Here is a 22,319-nt window from a genome sequence, read left to right as displayed (position 1 = left end):
AACATATGTTGACTTGACTTGCTCCGTTAAGAGAAGTAAAATTTAATTTAACAACAATCATTGAACGTTCTTAGGATTACTTTTGGGATGAATGAAAAAGTTCTAAAAGAAAAAGGTGTGTTTTGTTATGAAGGATTATTTTTTCGGAACTGAATATGATATTAGTCCGGCTGGTGGAGAGACCGGCCAAGCATTTGTAGCCATCCATAAGGACGAGAAATTCTTCTTAAAACGAAATTCCTCGCCTTTTTTAGCGGCGCTTTCTGTTGAAAAAATTGTCCCTAAGTTAATTTGGACAAGGCGCGTTGAAAATGGGGATGTTATCACTGCTCAAAAATGGATTAACGCTCATATTTTAACTGCTGATGAAATGACAGACCCACGTGTGACTGAAATCCTTTTTAAGATCCATCAATCCAAGCCACTTCGAGCAATGCTTGCTAAAATTGAAGATCGTGATTTATCTGCACCCATTTTGCTTGAACGATTAAAAGAGAAACTTCCTGTTGTTTTGACTGAAGTAGAACAAGCCGCACTCTGCTATTTAGAAGAAAAAGTATCCGAAATCATTGAAGAAGTCCATACTGTTTGCCACGGTGATATTCATCATAATAATTGGATTATCTCAGAAGCAGGCGAAATGTTTCTTGTTGATTGGGATGAGGCTTTGCTGGCTGATCCGGCCATTGATCTGGCTATGCTTCTTTATCAATACATACCGAAAAACAAATGGGAAGAGCTATTATCTTCTAGTGGAATTATCCTTGATGCAGCTTACCAGCAAAAGTTGAAGTGGTATGCCTTTTTACAAATTCTTAACAGACTGCACACAAAAAACCATTTTGCAGAAAAAGAAAAACTACAACATCTGTTAATAAGTATCACAAACGAATAAGGAGAAATGAAATGCGCGTAAAACATAAGCCTTGGGCAAAAGACAAATTACTAGCACACCCTGAAATTTGTGTGCAAAATCCTACAGAGCTAAAGGGAAATTGGCATACAGTATTTGGCAACCATCATCCGATTCATATTGAGATTGGTTCTGGCAAAGGACAATTTATCTCTGGGATGGCGAAACAAAATGAACGGATTAATTACATTGGAATTGAAGTAGTAGAAAGTGTTTTGGTCCTTGCACTTGATAAAGCACTGGCCGCTGATGTGAAAAATCTGCGCCTCCTTGCTGTAGATGGAGGCAACTTAACTGATTATTTTTCACCAGATGAAATCGAACGTATTTATTTAAATTTTTCTGATCCATGGCCTAAAAAAAGACATACTAAGCGAAGGTTAACCAATCCTCGTTTCTTAACAATTTACCAACATCTTCTACCGCAATCAGGTGAAATCCACTTTAAAACAGATAATCGCGGTTTGTTTGAATATACACTCCAAGCTTTTTCTGAGTATGGCCTTTTACTTCAATATGTTTCATTAGATTTGCATCAAAGTCAGTTTGAAGATAATATCATGACAGAATACGAGGAGAAATTCTCTAAACAAGGCTATCCTATTTATCGGTTGGAAGCTTCTTTTAAGGCAAATTAAAGTCTCTAGATCTTGTTTCTTCACGAAGCAAGGTCTATTTTTTTAAAAAGATAACAATAATTATATTATGTAAACTAAGAGGTGGGTAAAAATGGATAAACTGCAAATAGGTGAAATTACTATTTATTGGTTAAATGGAGGAATTACTGGTTTTGATGGTGGAGCGATGTTCGGTGTTGTTCCTAAAGCGCTTTGGCAAAAGAAATATCCAGCAAATAATAAAAATCAAGTCCTAAACGTTACGGATCCAATGTATTTTACTTACCAAAATAAGCATTTTCTAATTGATGCAGGGCTTGGCGAGGGGCGTTTGACTGATAAACAGAAAAGAAATTACGGCGTAGTAGCGGAATCTTCTGTTATTAGAGATTTGGCTGCACTTGGTGTTGCACCAGAGGAGATTGATTTTGTTTTAATGACGCATCTTCATTTTGACCATGTTCTTGGCTTAACCGCTTATGATCATGAAAAAAAGAGTTACCATTCCCTTTTTAAAAATGCTCAGATTATTACTTCTGAAATAGAATGGCAAGAAATGCAAAAACCAAATATCCGTTCAAAGGCAACCTATTGGGAAGAAAATTACCAAGCAATTAAAGAGCAAATCGTTTGTTTTAAAGAAAATAAAGAAGTTGCACCTGGTATCAGTTTACGTCATACTGGCGGCCATAGCGCTGGGCACGCAGTTGTTACAATCGAAACAAATGGAGAGCGTGCCATACACATGGGTGATATTTTTCCAACAAGCGCGCATCAAAATGTGCTCTGGGTCACAGCTTATGATGATTATCCCATGGATTCAATTTACAAGAAACAAGAAATCTTTACCAAATGGATGGATGGGAAAAGTTGGTTTTTATTTTATCATGACTATTTTTATCGTGCTGTTAAATTTGATGTTTTTGGAAATCGGGTGGAGGAAGTAAAGCGAATGAAATGAATGGATGTTTCAGGGTATAATGCTTTTTTATCAAAGGAAACCTAAGGACCGTCGACATTGCTAGACTTTTTATCCCGGCCCAGGGGTTCTTCTGAATATAGGGGGGGTGGGTATCCGTGGACGAAATCAAACGCACAAAAATAATTCATCGCATGGCGAAAATAGAAGGGCACGTTCGGTCGATTAAAACAATGCTTCAAGATGAACGCGATTTAGCAGATATCATGATTCAAATAGGCGCAGTAAAAAAAGCATTAGAAGGAACGCAAAAAGTCATTTTTGAAGAGCAAATTACAAGCTCGACTAGTGCTAAAATCAATAAAGTCGATTTGAAGAAACAAATTGATTCATTTTTGCGCTAAAGATAAAGCGGTTGTATTTGTGGATTTTGATCATTTCCACAAATACAACCGCTTTACCTTCGTTTTTCTAAAGCAATTAAGTTAAATAAACATCAATAATGGTACCTGTGTTTACATCTGCAATAAATTCAAATTGCAATTTCTCCCCTTCACGAACTGCGGTAATGCCACCATGGTAAACAAAAGTGTCAATGGCATACTTTTTGTAGTGCTGTTTTTTTAATTGAATCCATGAACCTTCAATAGGTCCTTCTTTTTTAAACGCCTCTTTCACTTTTTCTAAAATAACATCGCCTGAGATGGCTTTATCCTCTAAAAGATAATGATAAATTAAGTGACCGACTGCCGCTCCTGCTAAAGATCCGGCAATAAAAGTTTTCCAGTTCATTGTATTCCTCCCTAGTTTTTATTGCGATTAAGCTTTGTAGTTTCTACTTATCATTATACTATACTTTAAAAGAATGAAAAGTTTTTTGTTAGACGCTTTCAAATGAAAACAACAAAACAGTTTTTATCACTAGAGTCTGCTATAATAAAGCTGAAAATAGAGAAAAGGATGATTAAAAGGTGAATAAAGAAACGTTATCAATGTTTAAAACACTAACTGAATTACAGGGTGCCCCAGGTGATGAATTTCGCATTCGTGATTATGTTATGAAAATGATTCAACCATTATCAGATGAAGTCATTCAAGATGGGCTAGGTGGTATCTTTGGTGTGCGTTATGGTAGCGAATCAGGACCACGCATCCAAGTCGCGGGACATATGGATGAAGTTGGTTTCATGGTTACGCGAATTTCTGAAAATGGGATGCTCTATTTTGAGGCGCTTGGTGGTATAAGCCCGCAAGTTATACAAGCGCAACGTGTTCAAGTCATGACAAAAAGCGGTCCTGTGATTGGTGTTATTTCCTCCATTCCGCCGCATTTACTTTCTGCTGCTGAAAAAGCAAAACCAATTGAGATAGGAAAGTTATTTATTGATATAGGCGCTGATTCCAAAGAAGATGTTTTAAAACTAGGGATCAAACCTGGTCAATTCGTTGTCCCAGTTGCAGAGTTTACACATCTAGCCAATCCGAAAAAAATCATGGCGAAATCTTGGGATAATCGCTATGGAGTAGGGCTTGCCATTGAGCTTTTAAAAGAGGTTCAGGGTGAAAAATTACCTAATACGCTTTATGCTGGCGCTAACGTGCAAGAGGAAGTAGGATTACGAGGTGCCGGTGTTAGTGCACACCTGATTAAACCTGATTTGTTTTTTGCATTAGACGCAAGTCCTGCAAATGATATGATTGGTGACAAAACACAATTTGGACAATTAGGCAAAGGATTTTTGCTGCGTATTTATGACAGGACAATGATCATGCATCGTGGTATGCGTGACTTTCTTCTTGATACAGCAGAAACAAATAAAATTAATTATCAATATTTTATTTCCCCTGGTGGAGGGACAGATGCAGGGAAGGTTCATACTTCGCTAGCTGGAATTCCAAGCGCAGTGATTGGTGTTCCTGCTCGTTATATTCATTCTTCTAATTCAATTTTGCACATGGATGATTATGTAGCTGCTAAAGAAATGATCACAACGATTATACGAACGCTCGATAAAACAACTTATGAAACGATAAAAGATAACGCCTGATGGAAAAATGGTTAAAACAACCGGTCGTTTGGCTTGGCAGTATTTTAGTGATAAGTTCACTTGTTTTTTTACCTGCTCATTTATGCGAATGGCTTATTTTAAGCAGACATCTTTTGGATGGATCATAACGTCATTTTGTAGTGGCATCTTAATTTTAGCTGTTAGTGCTTTTGATTTTTATAAATATGAACGCAAAAAGAAATAGAGTGAAGGAGCTGCATTTTTATGAAAAATTTAGAAACGGTTGAACAGTTCAAAAAAATAAAAGCACAAGGAAAGAACGTTTTCATGTTTAGCGCTGACTGGTGTGGTGATTGCCTTTTTATTAAACCGGCCATCCCTGAAATCGAACAAGAAAACCAAGATTTTAACTTTTATCTTGTTGATCGTGACGCCTTTATTGACCTTTGTTCAGAGCTCGCCATTTTTGGAATTCCAAGTTTTGTTGCTTTTGATGATGATGAAGAAATTGGACGTTTTGTAAGTAAAGAACGCAAAACAAAAGAACAAATTAATGATTTTTTAGCAGCGCTTTAAACGGGGGATAAAATGAAGATCACGACTTTAATGATGAAAGAGAAATTAGAAGCATGCCTCAAAGGCGAAAATCGCACCTTTTTGTTTCAACCTGATAAAGAACAACTCGTTGTGACGGAGCAAAATAAAAAGATCACCTTGCAAATCCCCCAAATTATTCACCGCTTTGAAGAAGAAGGCGAAAGTGCGCTACAAAATATCGTTTATTATGTCAACGAAGGATTCAGAGCAGAAAATTTAGTGGTTGATTTAAAAGGACATCCAGAAAAAATATTTCCTGTCATACGAGCAGCTTCTTTCCCAAAAAGCTCGAAACAAGGTGAAAAATTCATTTCTACCGAACATACAGCAGAGACAGCGATTTATTATGTCTTCGATAACCAGCATGCTTATCGCTTTATTACAGAAAAAGATATCAACAAAGCGAACTTCCAAATTTCAGATATTAAAAAAATAGCTCTTCATAATATCTGCAAATTAGAGACAACGCTAAAAAAAGATCATGTTGGGAAAAATGATTTTTATTTCATGCGGGCTAACGATGGCTATGATGCAAGTCGCTTACTAAATGCTCCATTTTTAGAAAAATTAAAGCAGCAATTCCAAGGGGAGATGGTGCTTTCTATTCCGCATCAGGATGTTTTAATCATAGCGGATATTAAGGACGATAGTGGATACGATGTTTTAGCACATATGACCATGCAATTCTTTGCAGAAGGCTTTGTTCCGATTACGTCTTTACCATTCGTCTATCATCATGGTAAACTTGAACCAATCTTTATTATGGCAAAAAATAGACCAAAGGAGTAAGAAAAGTGATTGTAAATTTATTTTATAACAAGGAAGGCATCGGCGACACATTAATTGTTGCGATTTCTGATGTCGAAAGAGAGAAAAGAACCTTTATCAAAAAAGGAGATGTAGCTAAAATAATGAATCAAGAAAATGGTGAACTTAGTGGATTCAACATTTTCAATTGTTCAAAATATCTTCAAATTACTGAAACAGGCAAAGTAACACTTGATGAGGAGCTACTTCTTAAAATCAATCAAGTAATCCATCATAGTGGCTTCGATGACACATTAGTAGCTGATCTAACACCGAAATTTGTTGTAGGTTATGTAACCAAAAAAGAAAAACATCCTAATGCTGATAAATTGAGTATTTGTTTAGTAGATATAAAGGATGAGCAACTCCAAATCGTTTGTGGCGCTCCAAACGTGGCTACTGGTCAAAAAGTAGTTGTCGCTAAAGTAGGGGCTGTCATGCCAAGTGGTTTGATTATTAAGCCCTCTAATTTACGTGGAATTGAGTCATTTGGTATGCTGTGTGCAGCGCGTGAACTTGCTATTCCTTTAGCTCCAGAAGAGAAAGGCATTTTAGTTCTAAGTGATGAATATGAAATAGGCGATATTTTCCCTGTTACTGGAACAGACACAAAATAATGAAAGAGGTTTGCTAGATTTCCGATTCTCACGTACAATCGTACGCTCTGATTCCGGCTTCTGGCAAACCTCTTTCATTGTAAACACTTTCCATTGATTGGGCATGTTCGGAATGTAGAGCATACGCTATATTTTTTTAAATATAGCTGAATCGCATGATGTTCTAGACTCTTTTTAACTCAATTAAATGTACACAATATAATAAAAAAATGTACTTTTTTGTATGAGAAAACGAAAAATAAGTAAAAGTTATACCAGGGAAACCCGCTGTATTACAACTATTTTGGCGTCTATAACCACTCTTTTTATCAAATTAATTAGCTAACAATAGATTATTTTAAAAATGTCTGGTAGAATCAAACAAGAAATTAATAATTAGGTGTGATAATTATGGGATGGTTTAAAGACTTTTTCTTTGGAGACATGGAAACGGAAGAAGAATATGTAGAAAAACCAGCAAAAAAAATTCTGCCAATTAAAAAAGCAGAGCAAGCAACAAAAAATAAAGTAAAACATTTACATGTAGCCGAAGAGAAGCAGAGAAATCATCAGCAAACCATACAACGAAGCAAACGAACGGTACAAACAAAAATGACGTATCAATATCCAAAAGGAGAATTTCGTTTTCCACTGATACCCGATGAACCAAAAAAAACTGTAAAAATACAAGATATTGCTCATGATACGCACATATCTCCCACACAAGAAGCTGAGCCAATATTAAAAAGCCCTTTTACTGCAACAGATGTTCCTTCTCCAGTATTTGCATTTAACAAACGCCCAAGCAATTTTGAGTTCAACTTAGAGAACAATGTAGAAAGTACGTCTTTACCTGAAATCGAAGAAATTATTTCAGAAGTGAAGGAGAGCGAAAGAGAACGAACTTTTGAAAAAAATGAACAGCATAAAATGGTTTCCATTGAAAAAGAAGAAAAACCAGCTAATTTAGACGCTCAATCAAAAGAAAAAGAACGGTCAAATGACCAAGAACAAGTAAAGTCTTTCACAAAGCAGACAGAAACAAGACAAAAAAGCCACATTCCATTTAATGTCATGATGGTCAATCAAGATTTGGAAAAAAATGGAGTAAACGCAGAAAAAGAGGGTAATAATCAAATGTTATCCAATTATAATTTTCCTTCTTTTGGCTTATTAACACCTCCTGTTACAACAACTCATGATGAAAAATGGCTCGATCATCAAGAAGTACTTTTAAATGAAACATTACAAAATTTCAATGTCAAAGCGCGTGTCGTTAATCGAACGCAAGGACCCGCTGTTACTCGCTTTGAAGTTCAGCCAGAAAAAGGAGTTAAAGTTAGTAAAATAACCAACTTAACAGATGACATTAAATTAAATTTAGCTGCTAAAGATATTCGTATTGAAGCACCTATTCCTGGAAAGAGTACAGTTGGCATTGAAATACCTAATCTCAGAAGTCGACCCGTTATGCTTTCTGAAATTATGAATACAGCTTTATTTCAAAATAATTCATCACCACTAACAGCTGCACTTGGGCTTGATATCTCAGGTACACCAATTATTACGGATTTACAAAAGATGCCACACGGGTTAATTGCAGGGGCAACCGGTTCAGGTAAAAGTGTATGCATCAATTCACTGCTTGTAAGCTTGCTATATAAAGCAACACCAGATGAGTTAAAATTGCTTTTAATCGATCCAAAAATGGTAGAACTTGCACCATATAATCGAATCCCACATTTGGTCAGTCCGGTTATTACCGATGCCAAAGCTGCAACGGCTGCTTTAAAATGGGCTGTAGAAGAGATGGAACGCCGCTATCAGCTATTTTCTCATACAGGTGTACGTAATATGGAAAAATATAATGAATACGCTAGCCATCCTGATCATAGTGGTGAAAAATTACCTTATGTACTCATTGTGATTGACGAATTAGCTGATTTGATGATGGTAGCTCCATCAGATGTGGAAGAAGCCATTAGTCGAATTGCTCAAAAAGCCAGAGCATGTGGAATCCATATGATCGTTGCCACACAACGCCCATCTGTTGATGTCATTACTGGTTTAATCAAAGCAAATATTCCAACTCGTATTTCATTTTCAGTTTCGAGTTCAATTGATTCACGTACGATTCTTGACTCAAGCGGCGCTGAGAAGCTACTTGGAAGAGGGGATATGCTCTTTTTAGCAAATGGTGCAAACAAACCAGTGCGTTTGCAAGGGACATTTGTTAGCGATGAAGAAATTGATGCAGTTGTTCTTTCTGCAAGAGAGCAGGGCGAACCGAGCTATCTTTTTGAAGAACAAGAGTTACTAGCAAAAGAAGTATCTCGCGTAGAAGATGATGAATTATTTGACGAAGCGTGTGACTTTGTGATGAAACAAAATGCTGCTTCAACGTCTTTACTTCAAAGACACTTTAGAATCGGTTATAACCGTGCAGCGCGCTTAATGGATGCACTTGAAAGTAGACAAATTGTTTCTGGAACAAATGGTTCTAAGCCTAGGGATGTCATTATTACACGCGAACAATTAGAAAAATTACGAGAGAAAAAGGAAGCTATAATTAGTTATTAGTCCTAGTGCTAAAATCGCACTTAAAAACATTATCTGGTAATTGTAAACCGTTTTTGTGCGACCTTTTTCGTGAATTACGACAATTATTTTTTATATTGCCAGTAAAATGCTATAATGAATTATTACAGTAACGTTACAATATTTTAGTAAGTAAGATGATGTCTAGAAAACAGTTTTTGTTTTCCCACTTTTAGTTGCTTTTATTAAGCAATTTTTGAGGTAAATAGACACCCTCTTCCAGATCAATTTATGGGGGCCGATTAGATATGACAGTTTATCATTTTATTGGAATTAAAGGAGCTGGGATGAGTGCCCTTGCACAAGTCCTATTCGATAAAGGTTATCAGATTCAAGGTTCGGATGTTGAAAAATATTTTTTCACTCAAAAAGCTTTAGAAGAAAAGCAAATCCCAATTTTGCCTTTTTCAGAAGATAATATTCATGAGGGCCTAACAATTATTGCTGGGAATGCTTTTCCTGATACGCATGAAGAGATAAAAAAAGCATTAGAGCTTGGTTTACCCGTTGTTCGCTATCATAAATTTTTGGGGCAATTTATTGAGGATTATACAAGTATTGCAATTACTGGTTCACACGGTAAAACGTCGACAACTGGCCTTCTTGCGCATGTACTCGAGTCGATTCGTCCAACTTCTTATTTAATTGGTGATGGTACAGGTAAAGGTGTAAAAAATGCTGAATACTTTGCGCTTGAAGCTTGTGAATATCAGCGACATTTCTTAGCTTACAAACCAAATTATGCCATTATGACAAATATTGACTGGGATCATCCGGATTATTTTAAAAGTGTAAATGATGTTTTTAATGCGTTTGAAACGCTTGGAAAACAGGTGAAAAAAGCTGTTTTTGCGCTTGGTGATGATGTAGAACTACGTCGTTTAGAACTTGATATTCCAACGATTTACTTTGGGTTTGGCGAAGAAAATGAGTTTCAGGCAAAAAAAATTATCAAAAAAACAACAGGAACAACCTTTGATGTTTATCACGAGCAAGAATTTTTAGGAACTTTTGAAATCCCAACTTATGGTGACCATAATGTGTTAAATGCACTTAGCGTTATCGCTCTTTGTCATTATGAAGGTTTAAGTATGGATTTAGTACGAGCGGAATTAAAGACATTTCAAGGTGTTAAAAGACGCTTCAGTATTACTGAAAAAGCCCATCAAATTTTAGTCGATGATTATGCACATCATCCATCTGAAATTCGAGCTACTGTGAATGCTGCACGTCAAAAATATCCTGATAAACAAATCATTGCTGTTTTTCAGCCACATACATTTACAAGGACGGAAGCTTTCTTACAAGGCTTTGCGGACAGTCTTAATCTAGCTGATAAAGTTTACCTATGTGATATTTTCGCTTCTGCACGTGAAAGAACAGGGAACTTATCTATTTTAGATCTTGCGCGGAAAACAAAAGGACATCATGTTATGAAAGAAAATCATACAGAAGAATTATTGCCATATGAAGATGCAGTTATTCTCTTTATGGGCGCAGGAGATGTGCAAAAATTTCAGGCAGCCTATGAGAAAATACTTGATGAAAGTCCTATTGCATTAAAAAAGCAGACGGCTAATTAAATAAAAAACCTAGATCGAGAATAAGTCTGGACATAGACGAGCTCATTCGTTTTATGTCCTAGCACTTTCATTATATATCTAGGCTTTTTTTATTTTTTGCAGGCTACCATGATTAAATCGAGAAAGTTTTCTGTCTCTTAAAATTAAATGAATATTTGCTATCCTAGTAATTGAAAAGCGAGTAGTTCAATAACGGCAGCTGAACCTTAAATCAATGCTAATCTACCATTCATGGACTAAATCTCTTCATTTACACGAACAATCCATATTAGTTTCTTTTTTAGTGTATCCTTGCTAAAATGTAGCTAATGGTAACTTTGTTTTACGACAAAGGTTCCAAATAAAAGTTTTACATACTTTAGCTTAGGGTAAAGAAGTAGGAATATGGAGGTGTGGATGATGATTGTTATTTTATATATTGCAGCATTAATTGCAGGTATTGCATTATTTGTAATTGCACTTTCTGTCAGTAAAACATTGAAGGCTACTGCGCAAACGATGGATGAAGTAAGTAAATCAATCGACAAAATGACGGTAGAAGTACAGGGAATTACTGATCAGGCACAAAAAATGCTCGATAAAACAAATCATTTACTAGAAGATGTTAATGGCAAAGTTGCCAAAGTGGATCCTGTATTCGATGCAATTGGCGATGTTGGGGTTTCCTTACTTGGCTTAAGTCAATCTGTTCGTGAATTAACACAATTGGCTACGAATAAAGTTCAACATAATGAGACAAAACTTGCGCGAGCAGTCTCTATAAGCAATTCAATTCTTGCTTTTCGAGATAAAATGAAAGCAAATAAATCCACTAAGGAAGCAGTTAAAGAAACAGAATTTGGAGGGATTAATGATGGCAGATAAAGACGGTATGAATGTAAAAGATTTTCTAATCGGTGGATTAATTGGAGGAATTGTTGGTTCCGTGACAGCACTTCTTCTGGCACCAAAATCTGGTAAAGAACTTCGCGGAGATTTAAACGACCAAGTAGACGTACTTAAAGAAAAAGGAACGAAGCTAAAAGACGTTGCTTATGAAAAAGGTATTGAAATTGGAAACGTAGCAAAAGAAAAGAAAGACCGATTAGTAGATACAGCAAGTGGTCTTGTTGATGTTGTCAAAGATAGATCAACTCGTTTAGCTGATACAACTGCAAAACAAGGCAAAGCAGTAAAAGAACAAGTTGTTGATCATGCTGAAGAAAATAAGCAAGCAGTAAAAGAGGCCGCAAACGAGGTAAAAGATGAAGCCGAGTCGGCTTCTGAAGATGTTGCTAAAGCTGCAAAAGATGCTAAAAAAGATACAAAAAAAACACTTAAAGAAGGCAAGAAAGAAGCAGAAAAGATTGCTAAAAAATAATGAATAAAAATGAGTTTGAGACGCGAACAGTTTAGCCATATTGATCTTGAAAATATGGCATAGATGCCAAGACAAATCAAAAGTTTATCACTGATTTGTTTCGTTTGTGTTTCAGACTCATTTTTTGCCGTTCTTTTGTTGTATACTCCTTGCATTTTATGCCTTTAGATGCTATTATAATAAATAACGCATCACTTTAATGGTTAAAAGCGGTTAAGCATAAAAGTGATCAAGATAAAAAGATATGTCCGATTTATGATGAATCGTAAACTTAGAAGGGTGGAAATCGCATGGCAAATACAGATTTAGATCAACTTAGAAATGAAGTTAATCGCTTAAACATTGAGTTGCTTCAATTAATTAACAAACGTGCAGATGTTATACAAGAGATTGGAAAGATTAAAGGCTTACAAGGTTCTCTCCGATTTGATCCTTTGCGTGAAAGAGAGATGCTTAATCAAATTGTAGATGCCAATCATGGACCTTTTGAGAATTCTACGATTGAACATTTATTTAAGCAGATTTTTAAAGCAAGTTTAGAACTACAAGAAGAGGACCACTCTAAGGCCTTACTTGTTTCACGCAAAAATAAAAAAGAAGACACAATTGTTGAAGTAAATGGTTTATCAATTGGTAATGGCAAACCGGTATTTGTATTTGGGCCATGCTCTGTTGAGTCTTATGAACAAGTTGCTCAAGTGGCTAAAGAGATTAAGGCAAAAGGTTTAAAGCTTATTCGCGGAGGTGCGTTTAAACCACGTACAAGTCCATATGATTTTCAAGGACTCGGGCTTAATGGACTCAAAATTTTAAAACAAATTTCTGAAGAGTACGGGCTAGGTGTGATTAGTGAAATTGTAACACCTGCTGACATTGCGACAGCTTTAGAATATGTGGATGTTATCCAAATCGGTGCACGTAACATGCAAAACTTTGAACTGTTAAAAGAGGCTGGGCGTGTTGATAAACCGATTCTATTAAAGCGTGGTTTATCAGCGACAATTGAAGAATTCATTGGCGCTGCTGAATATATCATGTCACAAGGGAATGGCAAAATCATTCTTTGTGAGCGCGGCATTCGCACATATGAAAAAGCAACACGAAATACACTTGATATTTCTGCTGTTCCCATTTTGAAAAAAGAAACGCATTTGCCTGTTATGGTTGATGTTACACATTCAACAGGGCGCAAAGACTTGTTGCTACCATGCGCAAAAGCTGCTCTTGCAATTGGTGCAGATGGCGTTATGGCAGAGGTTCACCCTGATCCAGCTGTTGCTTTATCTGACTCTGCTCAACAAATGGATATTCAAGAATTTGACGCTTTCTGGAAGGAAATTTTGGCATCTAATTTAATGAAATAACAAGTAAAATAAAGCTAGGCTTTTTGCAAACTTGCTTTTTAAAGCGAGTTTGCCTTTTTATTCTAAAGGGTATTTGGTTTGAAAAAGAGCTATACTAGTTTGCTATGAAAATAAAAGTTGAAAACCATTGCATAACGAAAAAAGTTAGCGTATTATACAATAGAGGACAACTTTGATTACGTTTACAAGGTGGTATAGAAATTTTTTATGATGGAGTGTGAAGATGATGAACGTAACGATTTATGATGTTGCCCGAGAAGCAAGTGTTTCCATGGCGACAGTTTCGCGAGTAGTTAACGGAAACCCTAATGTAAAACCTATTACACGAAAAAAAGTATTAGATGTGATTAAACAGTTGGGCTATCGTCCTAATGCTGTAGCGCGTGGTTTAGCAAGCAAGCGGACAACAACAGTTGGTGTCATTATTCCGGATATTTCAAATGTATTTTATGCTGAGCTTGCGCGTGGCATTGAAGATATTGCTACAATGTATAAGTATAATATTATTTTAAGTAGCTCTGATGAAAATGAAGATAAGGAATTACAAGTTTTAAATACTTTATTAGGTAAACAAGTAGATGGAATTATTTACATGGGTGAGAGAGTGACAGAACAATTACAAGAAGAATTTGAACGTTCCCCTGCGCCAGTTGTTCTTGCGGGAGCGGTAGACTTAGCTCAAAAAGTGGCTTCTGTCAATATTGATTATCAAGCCGCTACGAAAACGGCTGTTAAACACTTCATTAAAAACGGTCATAAAGAGATTGCTTTTGTAAGTGGTGCATTAAATGAACCGATCAATGGGAAACTTCGCTTAGCAGGTTATAAAGAAGCCTTAAAAGAAGCTGGTATCGAATATAACGAGCAATATGTTGTTGAAGCAGGAAGTTATCATTATGATGCAGGTATTGAGGTATGGGATAAATTAAATCGCCTAGAAGTTAGACCAAGTGCCGTTATTGCGACTAATGATGAACTTGCTATTGGTATTTTAAATGCTGTTCTTGACGCAGGCATACAGGTACCAAAAGACTTTGAAGTCATGACTAGTAATAATACAAAATTGACATTAATGGCGCGTCCTCAGCTTTCAACCATTGTACAGCCACTTTATGATATCGGTGCAGTTGCGATGCGGCTTTTAACAAAGTTAATGACCAATGAAGACGTTGAGGAAAAAACAGTGATTTTACCACATAATGAAAAATTGTACGGTACAACAAGATAATTTGTAAATGGATACGCTAAATATTATGCATATGCCTTTTTGTGTTTATTGACGTTATAAATAAGGGAACCACGCCCAAAAATATGCTTTTTCGTATTTTTTTGCGTACTGAAAAGGAGATAAGAAAATGAACATTATTGATGAATTAGAATGGCGTGGCGCGATTTATCAGCAAACGGATGAAACCGGCTTAAGAGAACTGATAAATAAAGAGGCGATTTCGCTTTATTGTGGCATTGACCCAACTGGGGATTCAATGCACATTGGCCATTTAATTCCTTTTATGATTTTGTGCCGCTTTCAAAATTATGGGCATAAGCCGATTATTGTCGTTGGCGGGGCTACTGGAACAATTGGGGACCCAAGTGGTAAAAAAGAAGAGCGTAAATTGCAGTCAATTGAGCAAATTAATCAGAATGTTGCTAGTTTACGTGCGCAATTAGAAAAAATATTTGACTTTACAGGAGCTTCTGCAGCGATCATGGTTAATAACTATGATTGGACAAAAGATCTTAGTATTTTAGATTTTTTAAGAGACTATGGTAAGAACTTTAATGTGAATACGATGTTGGCTAAAGATATTGTAGCCAGTCGTCTTGAAATAGGAATTTCATTTACAGAATTTGCTTATCAAATTTTACAAGCGATGGATTATAATTATCTGTATGAGCATCATCACTGCAAGCTGCAGATTGGCGGTAGTGACCAGTGGGGAAATATTACAGCTGGCCTTGACTTAATTCGTAAAAAACAAGGCGAAAATGCTAAAGCGTTCGGTTTAACTATTCCGCTATTAACTAAAGCTGATGGAACAAAATTTGGGAAGACAGAAGGTGGGGCAATTTGGTTAGATCCGGAAAAGACAACACCATATGAGTTCTATCAGTTTTGGATCAACACAGATGACCGCGATGTGATTAGATATTTGAAATATTTCACGTTTTTATCGCAAACAGAAATCGCAGAATTAAGCATACAAGTAGAAAAAGAACCTCATCTACGTGCTGCTCAAAAAGCACTTGCAAGCGAAATGACGGAATTTATTCATGGAAAAAATGCGCTTAAACAAGCAATTAAAATTTCACAAGCCTTATTTAGCGGTGATGTAAAGTCGCTTACTGCAAGTGAAATTGAACAAGGATTTAAAGAGGTACCAACTTTTGAAGCCGCTGATGAAGATGCTTTGTTAGTTGATTTTCTTGTGGAGCTCGGTATTGAACCTTCTAAACGACAATCACGTGAAGACATTGCGAATGGAGCGATTTATTTAAATGGTGAACGTACCCAGAATTTAGAAAAAGTCGTCAAGGCAACAGATCGAATTGAAAATAAATTTATTATTATTAGGCGTGGAAAGAAAAAGTACTTTCTTATAAAATTCTAGAAAAAAGCAAGCGATTCTTTGGATCTGCTTGCTTTTTAGCGTTAATCTAGCTGTTTAGCAGCTTTTGTTGGAATTTCTTTTTGCTTTACTTCTTCATATGAAGTAACACCTTTGCCTTTTTTATAGAAAATTTTTAAGTAAGCTTTTTTTCGTAAGTTTTTCTGGGCTGTGAATTCTAGCTTTTTGGGGGTGCCATCGTCTTTATAGCCTGTTAGTTGATATTTATAATTCATAAATTTTTGGCCATCATCCGCGGTAAAGGCCGCTGCTTTTCCGTCTTTTGTGACTTTTAGGTAATAATTTTCGGCACCAATGCGATTGAAATCGAGATAAAAGAAAGCAATGACTCCAATAGCTAGAAGGATAGCAATCGCAATAAATACTTTTTTCATGTTTGTCACCCTCTTCCTTTTTAATATTATAAAGATATTAGGGGAAAGAATCATGCGAAATAGATGACAAAAACGCTGGTTTAGCTTACAAAATTGTCATTTAGCGCATAAAAAAAACTGCGATAACCAAAAAATGATTATCACAGCTTGAACCTTAACGGCTGTAAAATTCAACGATAAGTGCTTCGTTAATTTCAGCAGCAATCTCAGAACGTTCTGGTAGGCGTTTTAAAGAGCCTGTAAGTTTTTCTGCATCAGAAGTAACATATTCAGGAACGAAGCTTGAAACTTCAATACTTTCAGCGATTGCAGAGTTTTTAGCAGATTTTTCACGAACAGAAACCACTTGACCAACAGATAATTGGTAAGATGGAATATCTACGCGTTTGCCATCTACTAAAATATGACCATGGTTTACTAATTGACGTGCTGCGCGACGTGTACGCGCTAAGCCCATACGATAAACAACATTATCAAGACGTTGTTCAAGTAGGATCATGAAGTTTTCACCATGTTTACCTGGAAGTTTACCAGCTTTTAAGAACGTATTTTTAAATTGACGTTCAGTTAAGCCATACATATGACGTAACTTTTGTTTTTCCGCTTGTTGTAAACCATATTCAGACATTTTTTTACGTTGATTAGGACCATGTTGTCCTGGAGCATACGGGCGACGCTCTAATTCTTTACCTGTGCCGGTAAGTGAAATCCCTAAACGACGGGAAATCTTCCAGCTTGGACCAGTGTAACGAGCCATTAATAGACTCCTCCTTTAATTTGTTTTAGCATAAAACAAACGAGTATGACATGAGGTTAGGGCAGTTTATCTTTATATATCTTCACCTTAGCAGCCGCAGGGTTACACAATATACCACAGTGTTCTGGGGATAAACAACACACCAACTTCAAGATTTCATACAAGCTGCATTTTACACGAATTTTAGTATAGCTGAAAAACAAGCGAATGTCAACTGATTACGGCATTTCATTTACTAACAGTTCACAAACTTTTTCAAGCCATTTTTGGTCAGTTTCATCAAATCGATTCATATTTGGACTATCTATATCAAGTACGCCAACTCGTTGTCCATTTTTAAAAAGCGGGATAACAATTTCTGAATTTGTTTTAGCATCACAAGCAATGTGGCCGTCAAATTCATTAACATTAGCTACAATTTGAGATTTACCACTTTCAGCTGCAACTCCGCAAACACCTTTTCCAAGTGGGATACGGATACATGCAGGAAGCCCTTGGAATGGGCCCAAAACCAATTGATTGCTTGTTTCCTCGTATAAATAAAAGCCCACCCAATTAATTTCAGTTAAGGCTTGATTAAGTAACGAGCTTACATTGCTTAAATTGGCAATGATACTTGGCTCACCGTTAATCATTGCTTTAATTTGTTTCAAACATAATGCGTAATTTTCTTCTTTTGTGCCGTTGAATTTTGGGACTTCAATCATCTGTTATACACCACTTTTCTTGAAATATAAAATATTTTCAATTATATCATATCGCTATAAAAAACAAAATAGCCGTCCCTTAGTAGAAAAATTTAAGAGAATGATGAATATAAGAAGTAATTATTGAAAAATCATGTTAAAATAAAAAATGTATATACTCAGTATGTTAGAAGTAAAATAGAGGGGAACGCAGCGTTACATACATAATATGAATAAATATACTAAGTTCAAATAGTACATGTTGATTGGAGGATTTTTGATGCTTTATTTGTTAATCGGTTTTATTGTTTTAGTTATTATTCTTTTTAGTGCCGGTTATTTTTTGAAGAAAAAACATTATACGCGAATAAATGAGTTAGAGGAACAAAAAATAGAATTACGGGACCGCCCAGTAATTAGCGAACTTTCTAAAGTGAAGAAATTAAAATTAACAGGAGAAACAGAAAAGTTATTTGAATCATGGCGCTCTTCTTGGGATGAAATTGAAACAAAGCTTTTTCCAGATGTAGAAGAAGTGATTTTAGAGGCAGAAATGAGTACGGATCGTTATAAATTTCGTGATGCAACAAAAAGCGAAAATGATATCAGTCAAATGCTTGCTATCATTGAGCGGCAAATAAATCAAATTCTTAGTGGCTTGAGTGAACTTCTTACAAGTGAAGAAAGAAACGCAGAAGAAAGTCGTTTGATAAAAGAACAGTTTTCTGAACTTAAACGAGAGGTTTTGGCTAGAGGCTTTAAACTTGGCGATGTACTTGAAACAGTCAAGCATGAACTAGATAAAATCACGCTTGAGATTGACCGTTATGATGAGTTAACAGATCAAGGCGATCACTTAGAAGCACGCGAATTAATCATCGGTGTAAAAAAAGACGTTGCCTTAATTTCCGAGCAAATCGAACGTATACCAAGCCTTTTACATGAGACAGAGATTGTTTTACCCAATGAATTGAAACAGCTTCAAGCTGGCTACGATGAAATGGTACATAAAGGTTACTACCTAGAACAACTTGAATTAAGTCGTGAGCTAGAGCGAATGAAAGCGCAAATTGCGAAATTGCGAAAAAATATTCATGATCGTGAACTTGATGTTGCCGAAGTTGGTAAAAAGGAGCTTCATACGATCATTAATTTATTTTATGATATGTTAGAACAGGAAGTGGATGCTAAGGCTTTTGTAAAAGAAAACCGAAGTATTATTTTTGATCGCTTAGAAGCGCAAACGAACGTTTCTTCTGAACTAGCGGAACAAATCGCAGAAGTGAAGCAAACCTATCATATCAGTGAAGAAGAGTTAGCTGCCTATTTAAAGACTTCTGCTATGTTAAGTGAACAAAAAGAAAATTTGAATCAGTTAACTACTTTGCTTTCCAATCTAGAAATTGCTTATTCAGCAGCACGTGACACATTAAAAGAAATCAATGTGACCTTAGACCAAGTAGCAAGTTCACAAGATCAATTAAGAGAAGACTTACGGTCACTTCGAAAAGATGAACTAGAGGCGCAAAATGAAGCTAAGCGGATGCGTAGTGAAATTACTAAGTTAAATCGCAAGCTAAGTCGCGCGAGGTTGCCAGGTCTTCCAGAAGAATACGTTTCATTACGAGATCACATGGAAACCTCCATTGTTGCACTTGAAGAACGCCTTTCTGAAAAACCACTTGATATGAAAGCCGTCACAGAGAAGCTACGCACGGCACATGAAGATTTGTCGCATTTGGTTCAAAGAGCGGACGAAATGGTCGAGAATGCTCGATTAGTCGAACATGTGGTTCAATACGCTAATCGCTATCGATTACAAAACCCAGAATTAAAAGCTGAACTTGATAAAGCTGAAAGTCATTTTTACCGTGATTTTAATTATAAAAAAGCACTTGAAATTGCAGTAACGGCACTCGAAAAAGTAGAAGCTGGCGCGTTTAAAAAGATTGAAAAGATGTATGCCGCAGAAATTTCTACCGAAGAAAGTATGGCATAGATACGTACAAATCGAGTGAAAACATTCTTTAAGTTCGCCAAACCTTACAAAGGATGAGATTGTTGTGTCTTTCTTCCAACTCTTTTTTAGTTTGACAAATAGGATAAAATATTGGTTCAGGGAGAAGAGACTTTATGATTTATTTTGATAATAGTGCAACGACAAAACCATATCAGGCTGTACTTGAAACATACACAAAAGTAGCTAGTCATTATTTTGCCAATCCGTCTTCACTCCATCAGTTCGGTCAAAAGGTAAGAGAATTGCATGAGGAAGCACGTAAGCAAACTGCTCAATTACTTGATGTGAAACCAGAAGAAGTTATTTTTACTTCTGGCGGAACAGAAAGCAATAATTTAGCAATCAAAGGCATCGCGCGTCGTTATTCTGCAAGAGGCAAACACATGATTACAACAGAAATTGAGCATCCCGCTGTTAAAGAGGTGATGAAGGAGCTCGCTTTAGAAGGGTTTACCATCACTTATTTACCCGTTGATCAAAACGGACGGGTATCTTGCTTAGACTTAGAAAAGGCATTAACTGCAGAGACAATTCTTGTTTCAATCATGCATGTCAATAATGAAGTAGGTGTGATTCAACCTATTGAAGAACTTTCTGAAATAGTAAAAACAAAAACCAATGCCTATTTTCATGTTGATCAAGTACAAGGAATTGCCAAAGTTCCGCTACAGTTAAAAAATGTTGACTTGCTAAGTATATCTGGACACAAATTACATGGCTTAAATGGCACGGGGATTTTGGTTAAACGCAAGAATGTAGAACTTCATAGCGAAATAAGGGGCGGTGGACAAGAGTTTGATCTTCGGAGTGGTACGGAAAATACAGCAGGGGCGGTCGCTTTTGCAAAGGCACTTCGACTGGAATTAGAAAATATGGCGAAGCATTTAAATGAAATGAAAGCAATCCAGCGATTTTTGCGACAAGAATTAACAAAGATCCCCCATGTTGTTTTGCATACATCAGAAAATTTTGCTGCACCGCATATTCTTTGTTTTTCAGTAAAGGGACACCGAGGAGAAGTTCTTGTTCATGCTTTAGCGAAAGAAGAGATTTTTTTGTCGACAACCAGTGCTTGTTCTTCTCGTAGTAAATTAGAAAATAGTACGCTTCGGGCGATGGGTGTACCTGATCATATAGCAGTTTCTGCAATTCGGCTTAGTTTATCTTATACAAACCAATTAGCAGAGGCAGAAATTTTTGTTCAAACGTTTAAGCATGTGATCCAAAAATTAAATGAAGTGGTGAAATAAGTGGAATTTGAAAGAATATTAATTAGATATGGCGAGCTTTCAACAAAAGGTAAAAATCGTAAACGTTTTGTTGCGGTGCTAGCCAAAAATGTCAAACGTGTGGTCAAAGATTTTAAAGAAGTGAAAGTGCATGGTGAAAGAGACCGGATGCAGCTTTACTTAAATGGAGCAGATCATAAAGCTGTTCTTCTGCGTCTCACATCTGTTTTTGGAATTCAATCATTTAGCCCGGTTGTTAAAACGGATTTAAGTTTAGATCAAATAAAAGAAGCTGCAACACAACTTGTCAAAGATAGCCATCAAAAAGATGGAACATTTAAGGTGGCTGCTAGAAGAAGTAATCATTCATTCGAGCTTGATTCGAATGAGTTAAACCAAGAAATCGGCGCACATGTTTTAAGAGAAATTCCTGACCTCTCTGTAAACGTCAAAAATCCAGATGTGAAATTAAATATTGATGTAAGACAAGATGGCGTCTTTTTATCATGTGAACAAATAAAGGGAAGTGGTGGTCTTCCCGTTGGTTCATCTGGTCGAGCGATGCTAATGCTTTCAGGTGGCATCGATAGCCCTGTTGCTGGTTACTTAGCAATGAAGCGCGGTGTGGAAATAGAAGCGGTTCATTTTCATAGTCCGCCCTATACAAGTGAGCAAGCAAAACAAAAAGCCATTGATTTAGCGCGGAAATTAACCAACTATAGTGGTCAAATCCAAATGAATATCGTCCCTTTTACAGAAATTCAAGAAGCGATAAAAAAACAAATTCCAGAAAGTTATATTATGACCGTTACTCGCCGCTTAATGATGCAAATAACCGATCAAATCCGTGCGAAGCGAAATGGACTTGCGATTGTAAATGGGGAAAGCTTAGGCCAGGTAGCGAGTCAAACGTTAGAAAGTATGGTCGCGATTAACGCTGTAACCAATACACCAATTATTCGGCCCGTTGTTTCTATGGATAAAAATGAGATTATTGAAATTGCACAAAGAATTGACACATTTGAGCTTTCTATTCAACCATTTGAAGATTGCTGTACAATTTTTACACCAAGTGCGCCAAAAACAAAACCTAAACTTGAAAAAGTAGAGTACTACGAAAGTTTTATTGATTTTGAAAGCTTATTACAAAAAGCGATTGAAAACACAGTGACATTTTCTGTTGAAATGACTCAAAATCAAGAAATAAAAGACGAATTTGCTGATTTATTTTAATTTTATTTGTAGAAATTAATTTTTTAA

At 36.2% G+C, this 22,319-nt stretch carries 22 protein-coding genes; 18 read left to right on the top strand and 4 right to left on the bottom strand.

Features of this window, described 5'->3' with window-relative positions:
- The first annotated feature begins 127 nt into the window (after window positions 1–127).
- The 4 genes from G6Q10_RS04515 (at window position 128) to G6Q10_RS04500 (ending at window position 2,853) form a co-directional block, all read left to right on the top strand.
- Window positions 128–895, top strand: coding sequence for a phosphotransferase family protein (locus G6Q10_RS04515; protein ID WP_163653413.1), 768 nt, complete (start codon window positions 128–130; stop codon window positions 893–895).
- An 11-nt stretch (window positions 896–906) separates the two neighbouring features.
- Window positions 907–1,551 carry a tRNA (guanosine(46)-N7)-methyltransferase TrmB gene (trmB, locus tag G6Q10_RS04510; RefSeq protein WP_163653410.1) on the top strand — a complete coding sequence of 215 codons (645 nt, stop codon included), beginning with the start codon at window positions 907–909 and terminating at the stop codon, window positions 1,549–1,551.
- Between the two features lie 91 nt (window positions 1,552–1,642).
- Window positions 1,643–2,491, top strand: a complete 849-nt coding sequence (locus G6Q10_RS04505) for a YtnP family quorum-quenching lactonase (RefSeq protein WP_163653407.1) — start codon at window positions 1,643–1,645, stop codon at window positions 2,489–2,491.
- Between the two features lie 152 nt (window positions 2,492–2,643).
- Window positions 2,644–2,853 carry a metal-sensing transcriptional repressor gene (locus tag G6Q10_RS04500; protein ID WP_163655735.1) on the top strand — a complete coding sequence of 70 codons (210 nt, stop codon included), beginning with the start codon at window positions 2,644–2,646 and terminating at the stop codon, window positions 2,851–2,853.
- A gap of 76 nt (window positions 2,854–2,929) precedes the next feature.
- Here the strand turns inward: G6Q10_RS04500 and G6Q10_RS04495 are convergent, their stop codons facing one another.
- On the bottom strand, window positions 2,930–3,241 hold the full coding sequence (locus G6Q10_RS04495; protein WP_163653405.1) for a PepSY domain-containing protein: 312 nt from the start codon (window positions 3,239–3,241) through the stop codon (window positions 2,930–2,932).
- Between the two features lie 179 nt (window positions 3,242–3,420).
- Between G6Q10_RS04495 and G6Q10_RS04490 the strand changes: the two genes are divergently transcribed.
- The 11 genes from G6Q10_RS04490 to tyrS all read left to right on the top strand — a co-directional run bounded on the left by G6Q10_RS04490 (window position 3,421) and on the right by tyrS (window position 15,975).
- Window positions 3,421–4,497 (top strand): M42 family metallopeptidase, encoded by a 1,077-nt coding sequence (locus G6Q10_RS04490; RefSeq protein WP_163653402.1) that lies wholly within the window; start codon window positions 3,421–3,423, stop codon window positions 4,495–4,497.
- 225 nt (window positions 4,498–4,722) lie between these two features.
- The gene (locus tag G6Q10_RS04485) at window positions 4,723–5,034 is read left to right on the top strand and encodes a thioredoxin family protein (RefSeq protein ID WP_163653400.1); all 312 of its coding nucleotides are present in this window, start codon (window positions 4,723–4,725) and stop codon (window positions 5,032–5,034) included.
- Between the two features lie 12 nt (window positions 5,035–5,046).
- On the top strand, window positions 5,047–5,844 hold the full coding sequence (locus G6Q10_RS04480; protein WP_163653398.1) for a DUF1444 domain-containing protein: 798 nt from the start codon (window positions 5,047–5,049) through the stop codon (window positions 5,842–5,844).
- Window positions 5,845–5,849: 5 nt separating this feature from the next.
- Window positions 5,850–6,479, top strand: coding sequence for a YtpR family tRNA-binding protein (gene ytpR, locus G6Q10_RS04475; protein WP_163653396.1), 630 nt, complete (start codon window positions 5,850–5,852; stop codon window positions 6,477–6,479).
- Between the two features lie 390 nt (window positions 6,480–6,869).
- Window positions 6,870–9,038 carry a DNA translocase FtsK gene (locus G6Q10_RS04470; RefSeq protein ID WP_163653394.1) on the top strand — a complete coding sequence of 723 codons (2,169 nt, stop codon included), beginning with the start codon at window positions 6,870–6,872 and terminating at the stop codon, window positions 9,036–9,038.
- A 266-nt stretch (window positions 9,039–9,304) separates the two neighbouring features.
- Window positions 9,305–10,639: a UDP-N-acetylmuramate--L-alanine ligase gene (gene murC, locus G6Q10_RS04465; RefSeq protein WP_163653392.1), complete on the top strand. Its 1,335-nt coding sequence runs from the start codon at window positions 9,305–9,307 to the stop codon at window positions 10,637–10,639.
- Between the two features lie 399 nt (window positions 10,640–11,038).
- Window positions 11,039–11,503 carry a DUF948 domain-containing protein gene (locus tag G6Q10_RS04460; protein ID WP_163655733.1) on the top strand — a complete coding sequence of 155 codons (465 nt, stop codon included), beginning with the start codon at window positions 11,039–11,041 and terminating at the stop codon, window positions 11,501–11,503.
- Entirely contained in the window at window positions 11,493–11,999 is a 507-nt protein-coding gene (locus G6Q10_RS04455; RefSeq protein WP_163655731.1) for a YtxH domain-containing protein, read from the top strand. Before G6Q10_RS04460 ends, G6Q10_RS04455 begins: the two co-directional genes overlap by 11 nt.
- 290 nt (window positions 12,000–12,289) lie before the next feature.
- Window positions 12,290–13,363: a bifunctional 3-deoxy-7-phosphoheptulonate synthase/chorismate mutase gene (locus G6Q10_RS04450; protein ID WP_163653390.1), complete on the top strand. Its 1,074-nt coding sequence runs from the start codon at window positions 12,290–12,292 to the stop codon at window positions 13,361–13,363.
- Window positions 13,364–13,589: 226 nt separating this feature from the next.
- A complete protein-coding gene (ccpA, locus tag G6Q10_RS04445; protein ID WP_163655729.1) occupies window positions 13,590–14,591 on the top strand; it encodes a catabolite control protein A in 1,002 nt (333 codons plus the stop codon).
- Window positions 14,592–14,718: 127 nt separating this feature from the next.
- A complete protein-coding gene (gene tyrS, locus G6Q10_RS04440; protein WP_163653387.1) occupies window positions 14,719–15,975 on the top strand; it encodes a tyrosine--tRNA ligase in 1,257 nt (418 codons plus the stop codon).
- A gap of 41 nt (window positions 15,976–16,016) precedes the next feature.
- Here tyrS and G6Q10_RS04435 read toward each other — a convergent pair whose 3' ends face one another.
- From G6Q10_RS04435 to G6Q10_RS04425, 3 genes are all read right to left on the bottom strand, one after another.
- A complete protein-coding gene (locus tag G6Q10_RS04435; RefSeq protein ID WP_163653384.1) occupies window positions 16,017–16,367 on the bottom strand; it encodes a YxeA family protein in 351 nt (116 codons plus the stop codon).
- Window positions 16,368–16,521: 154 nt separating this feature from the next.
- On the bottom strand, window positions 16,522–17,124 hold the full coding sequence (gene rpsD / locus G6Q10_RS04430; RefSeq protein WP_163653380.1) for a 30S ribosomal protein S4: 603 nt from the start codon (window positions 17,122–17,124) through the stop codon (window positions 16,522–16,524).
- 218 nt (window positions 17,125–17,342) lie between these two features.
- Complete coding sequence (locus tag G6Q10_RS04425) at window positions 17,343–17,831, bottom strand: GAF domain-containing protein (protein WP_163653377.1); 489 nt, start codon at window positions 17,829–17,831, stop codon at window positions 17,343–17,345.
- A 259-nt stretch (window positions 17,832–18,090) separates the two neighbouring features.
- Here G6Q10_RS04425 and G6Q10_RS04420 point away from each other — a divergent pair, with 259 nt between their 5' ends.
- The 3 genes from G6Q10_RS04420 (at window position 18,091) to thiI (ending at window position 22,292) form a co-directional block, all read left to right on the top strand.
- Entirely contained in the window at window positions 18,091–19,809 is a 1,719-nt protein-coding gene (locus G6Q10_RS04420) for a septation ring formation regulator EzrA (protein WP_163653374.1), read from the top strand.
- A gap of 134 nt (window positions 19,810–19,943) precedes the next feature.
- On the top strand, window positions 19,944–21,080 hold the full coding sequence (locus tag G6Q10_RS04415) for a cysteine desulfurase family protein (protein ID WP_163653371.1): 1,137 nt from the start codon (window positions 19,944–19,946) through the stop codon (window positions 21,078–21,080).
- Window positions 21,081–22,292 carry a tRNA uracil 4-sulfurtransferase ThiI gene (gene thiI, locus G6Q10_RS04410; RefSeq protein WP_163653368.1) on the top strand — a complete coding sequence of 404 codons (1,212 nt, stop codon included), beginning with the start codon at window positions 21,081–21,083 and terminating at the stop codon, window positions 22,290–22,292.
- Window positions 22,293–22,319: the final 27 nt, after the last annotated feature.

Source organism: Listeria sp. PSOL-1, from assembly GCF_902806445.1.
Taxonomy (GTDB): Bacteria; Bacillota; Bacilli; order Lactobacillales; family Listeriaceae; genus Listeria.
The sequence above is the reverse complement of the archived record's forward strand: the minus strand, read 5'-3'. Positions and strand labels throughout refer to the sequence as shown.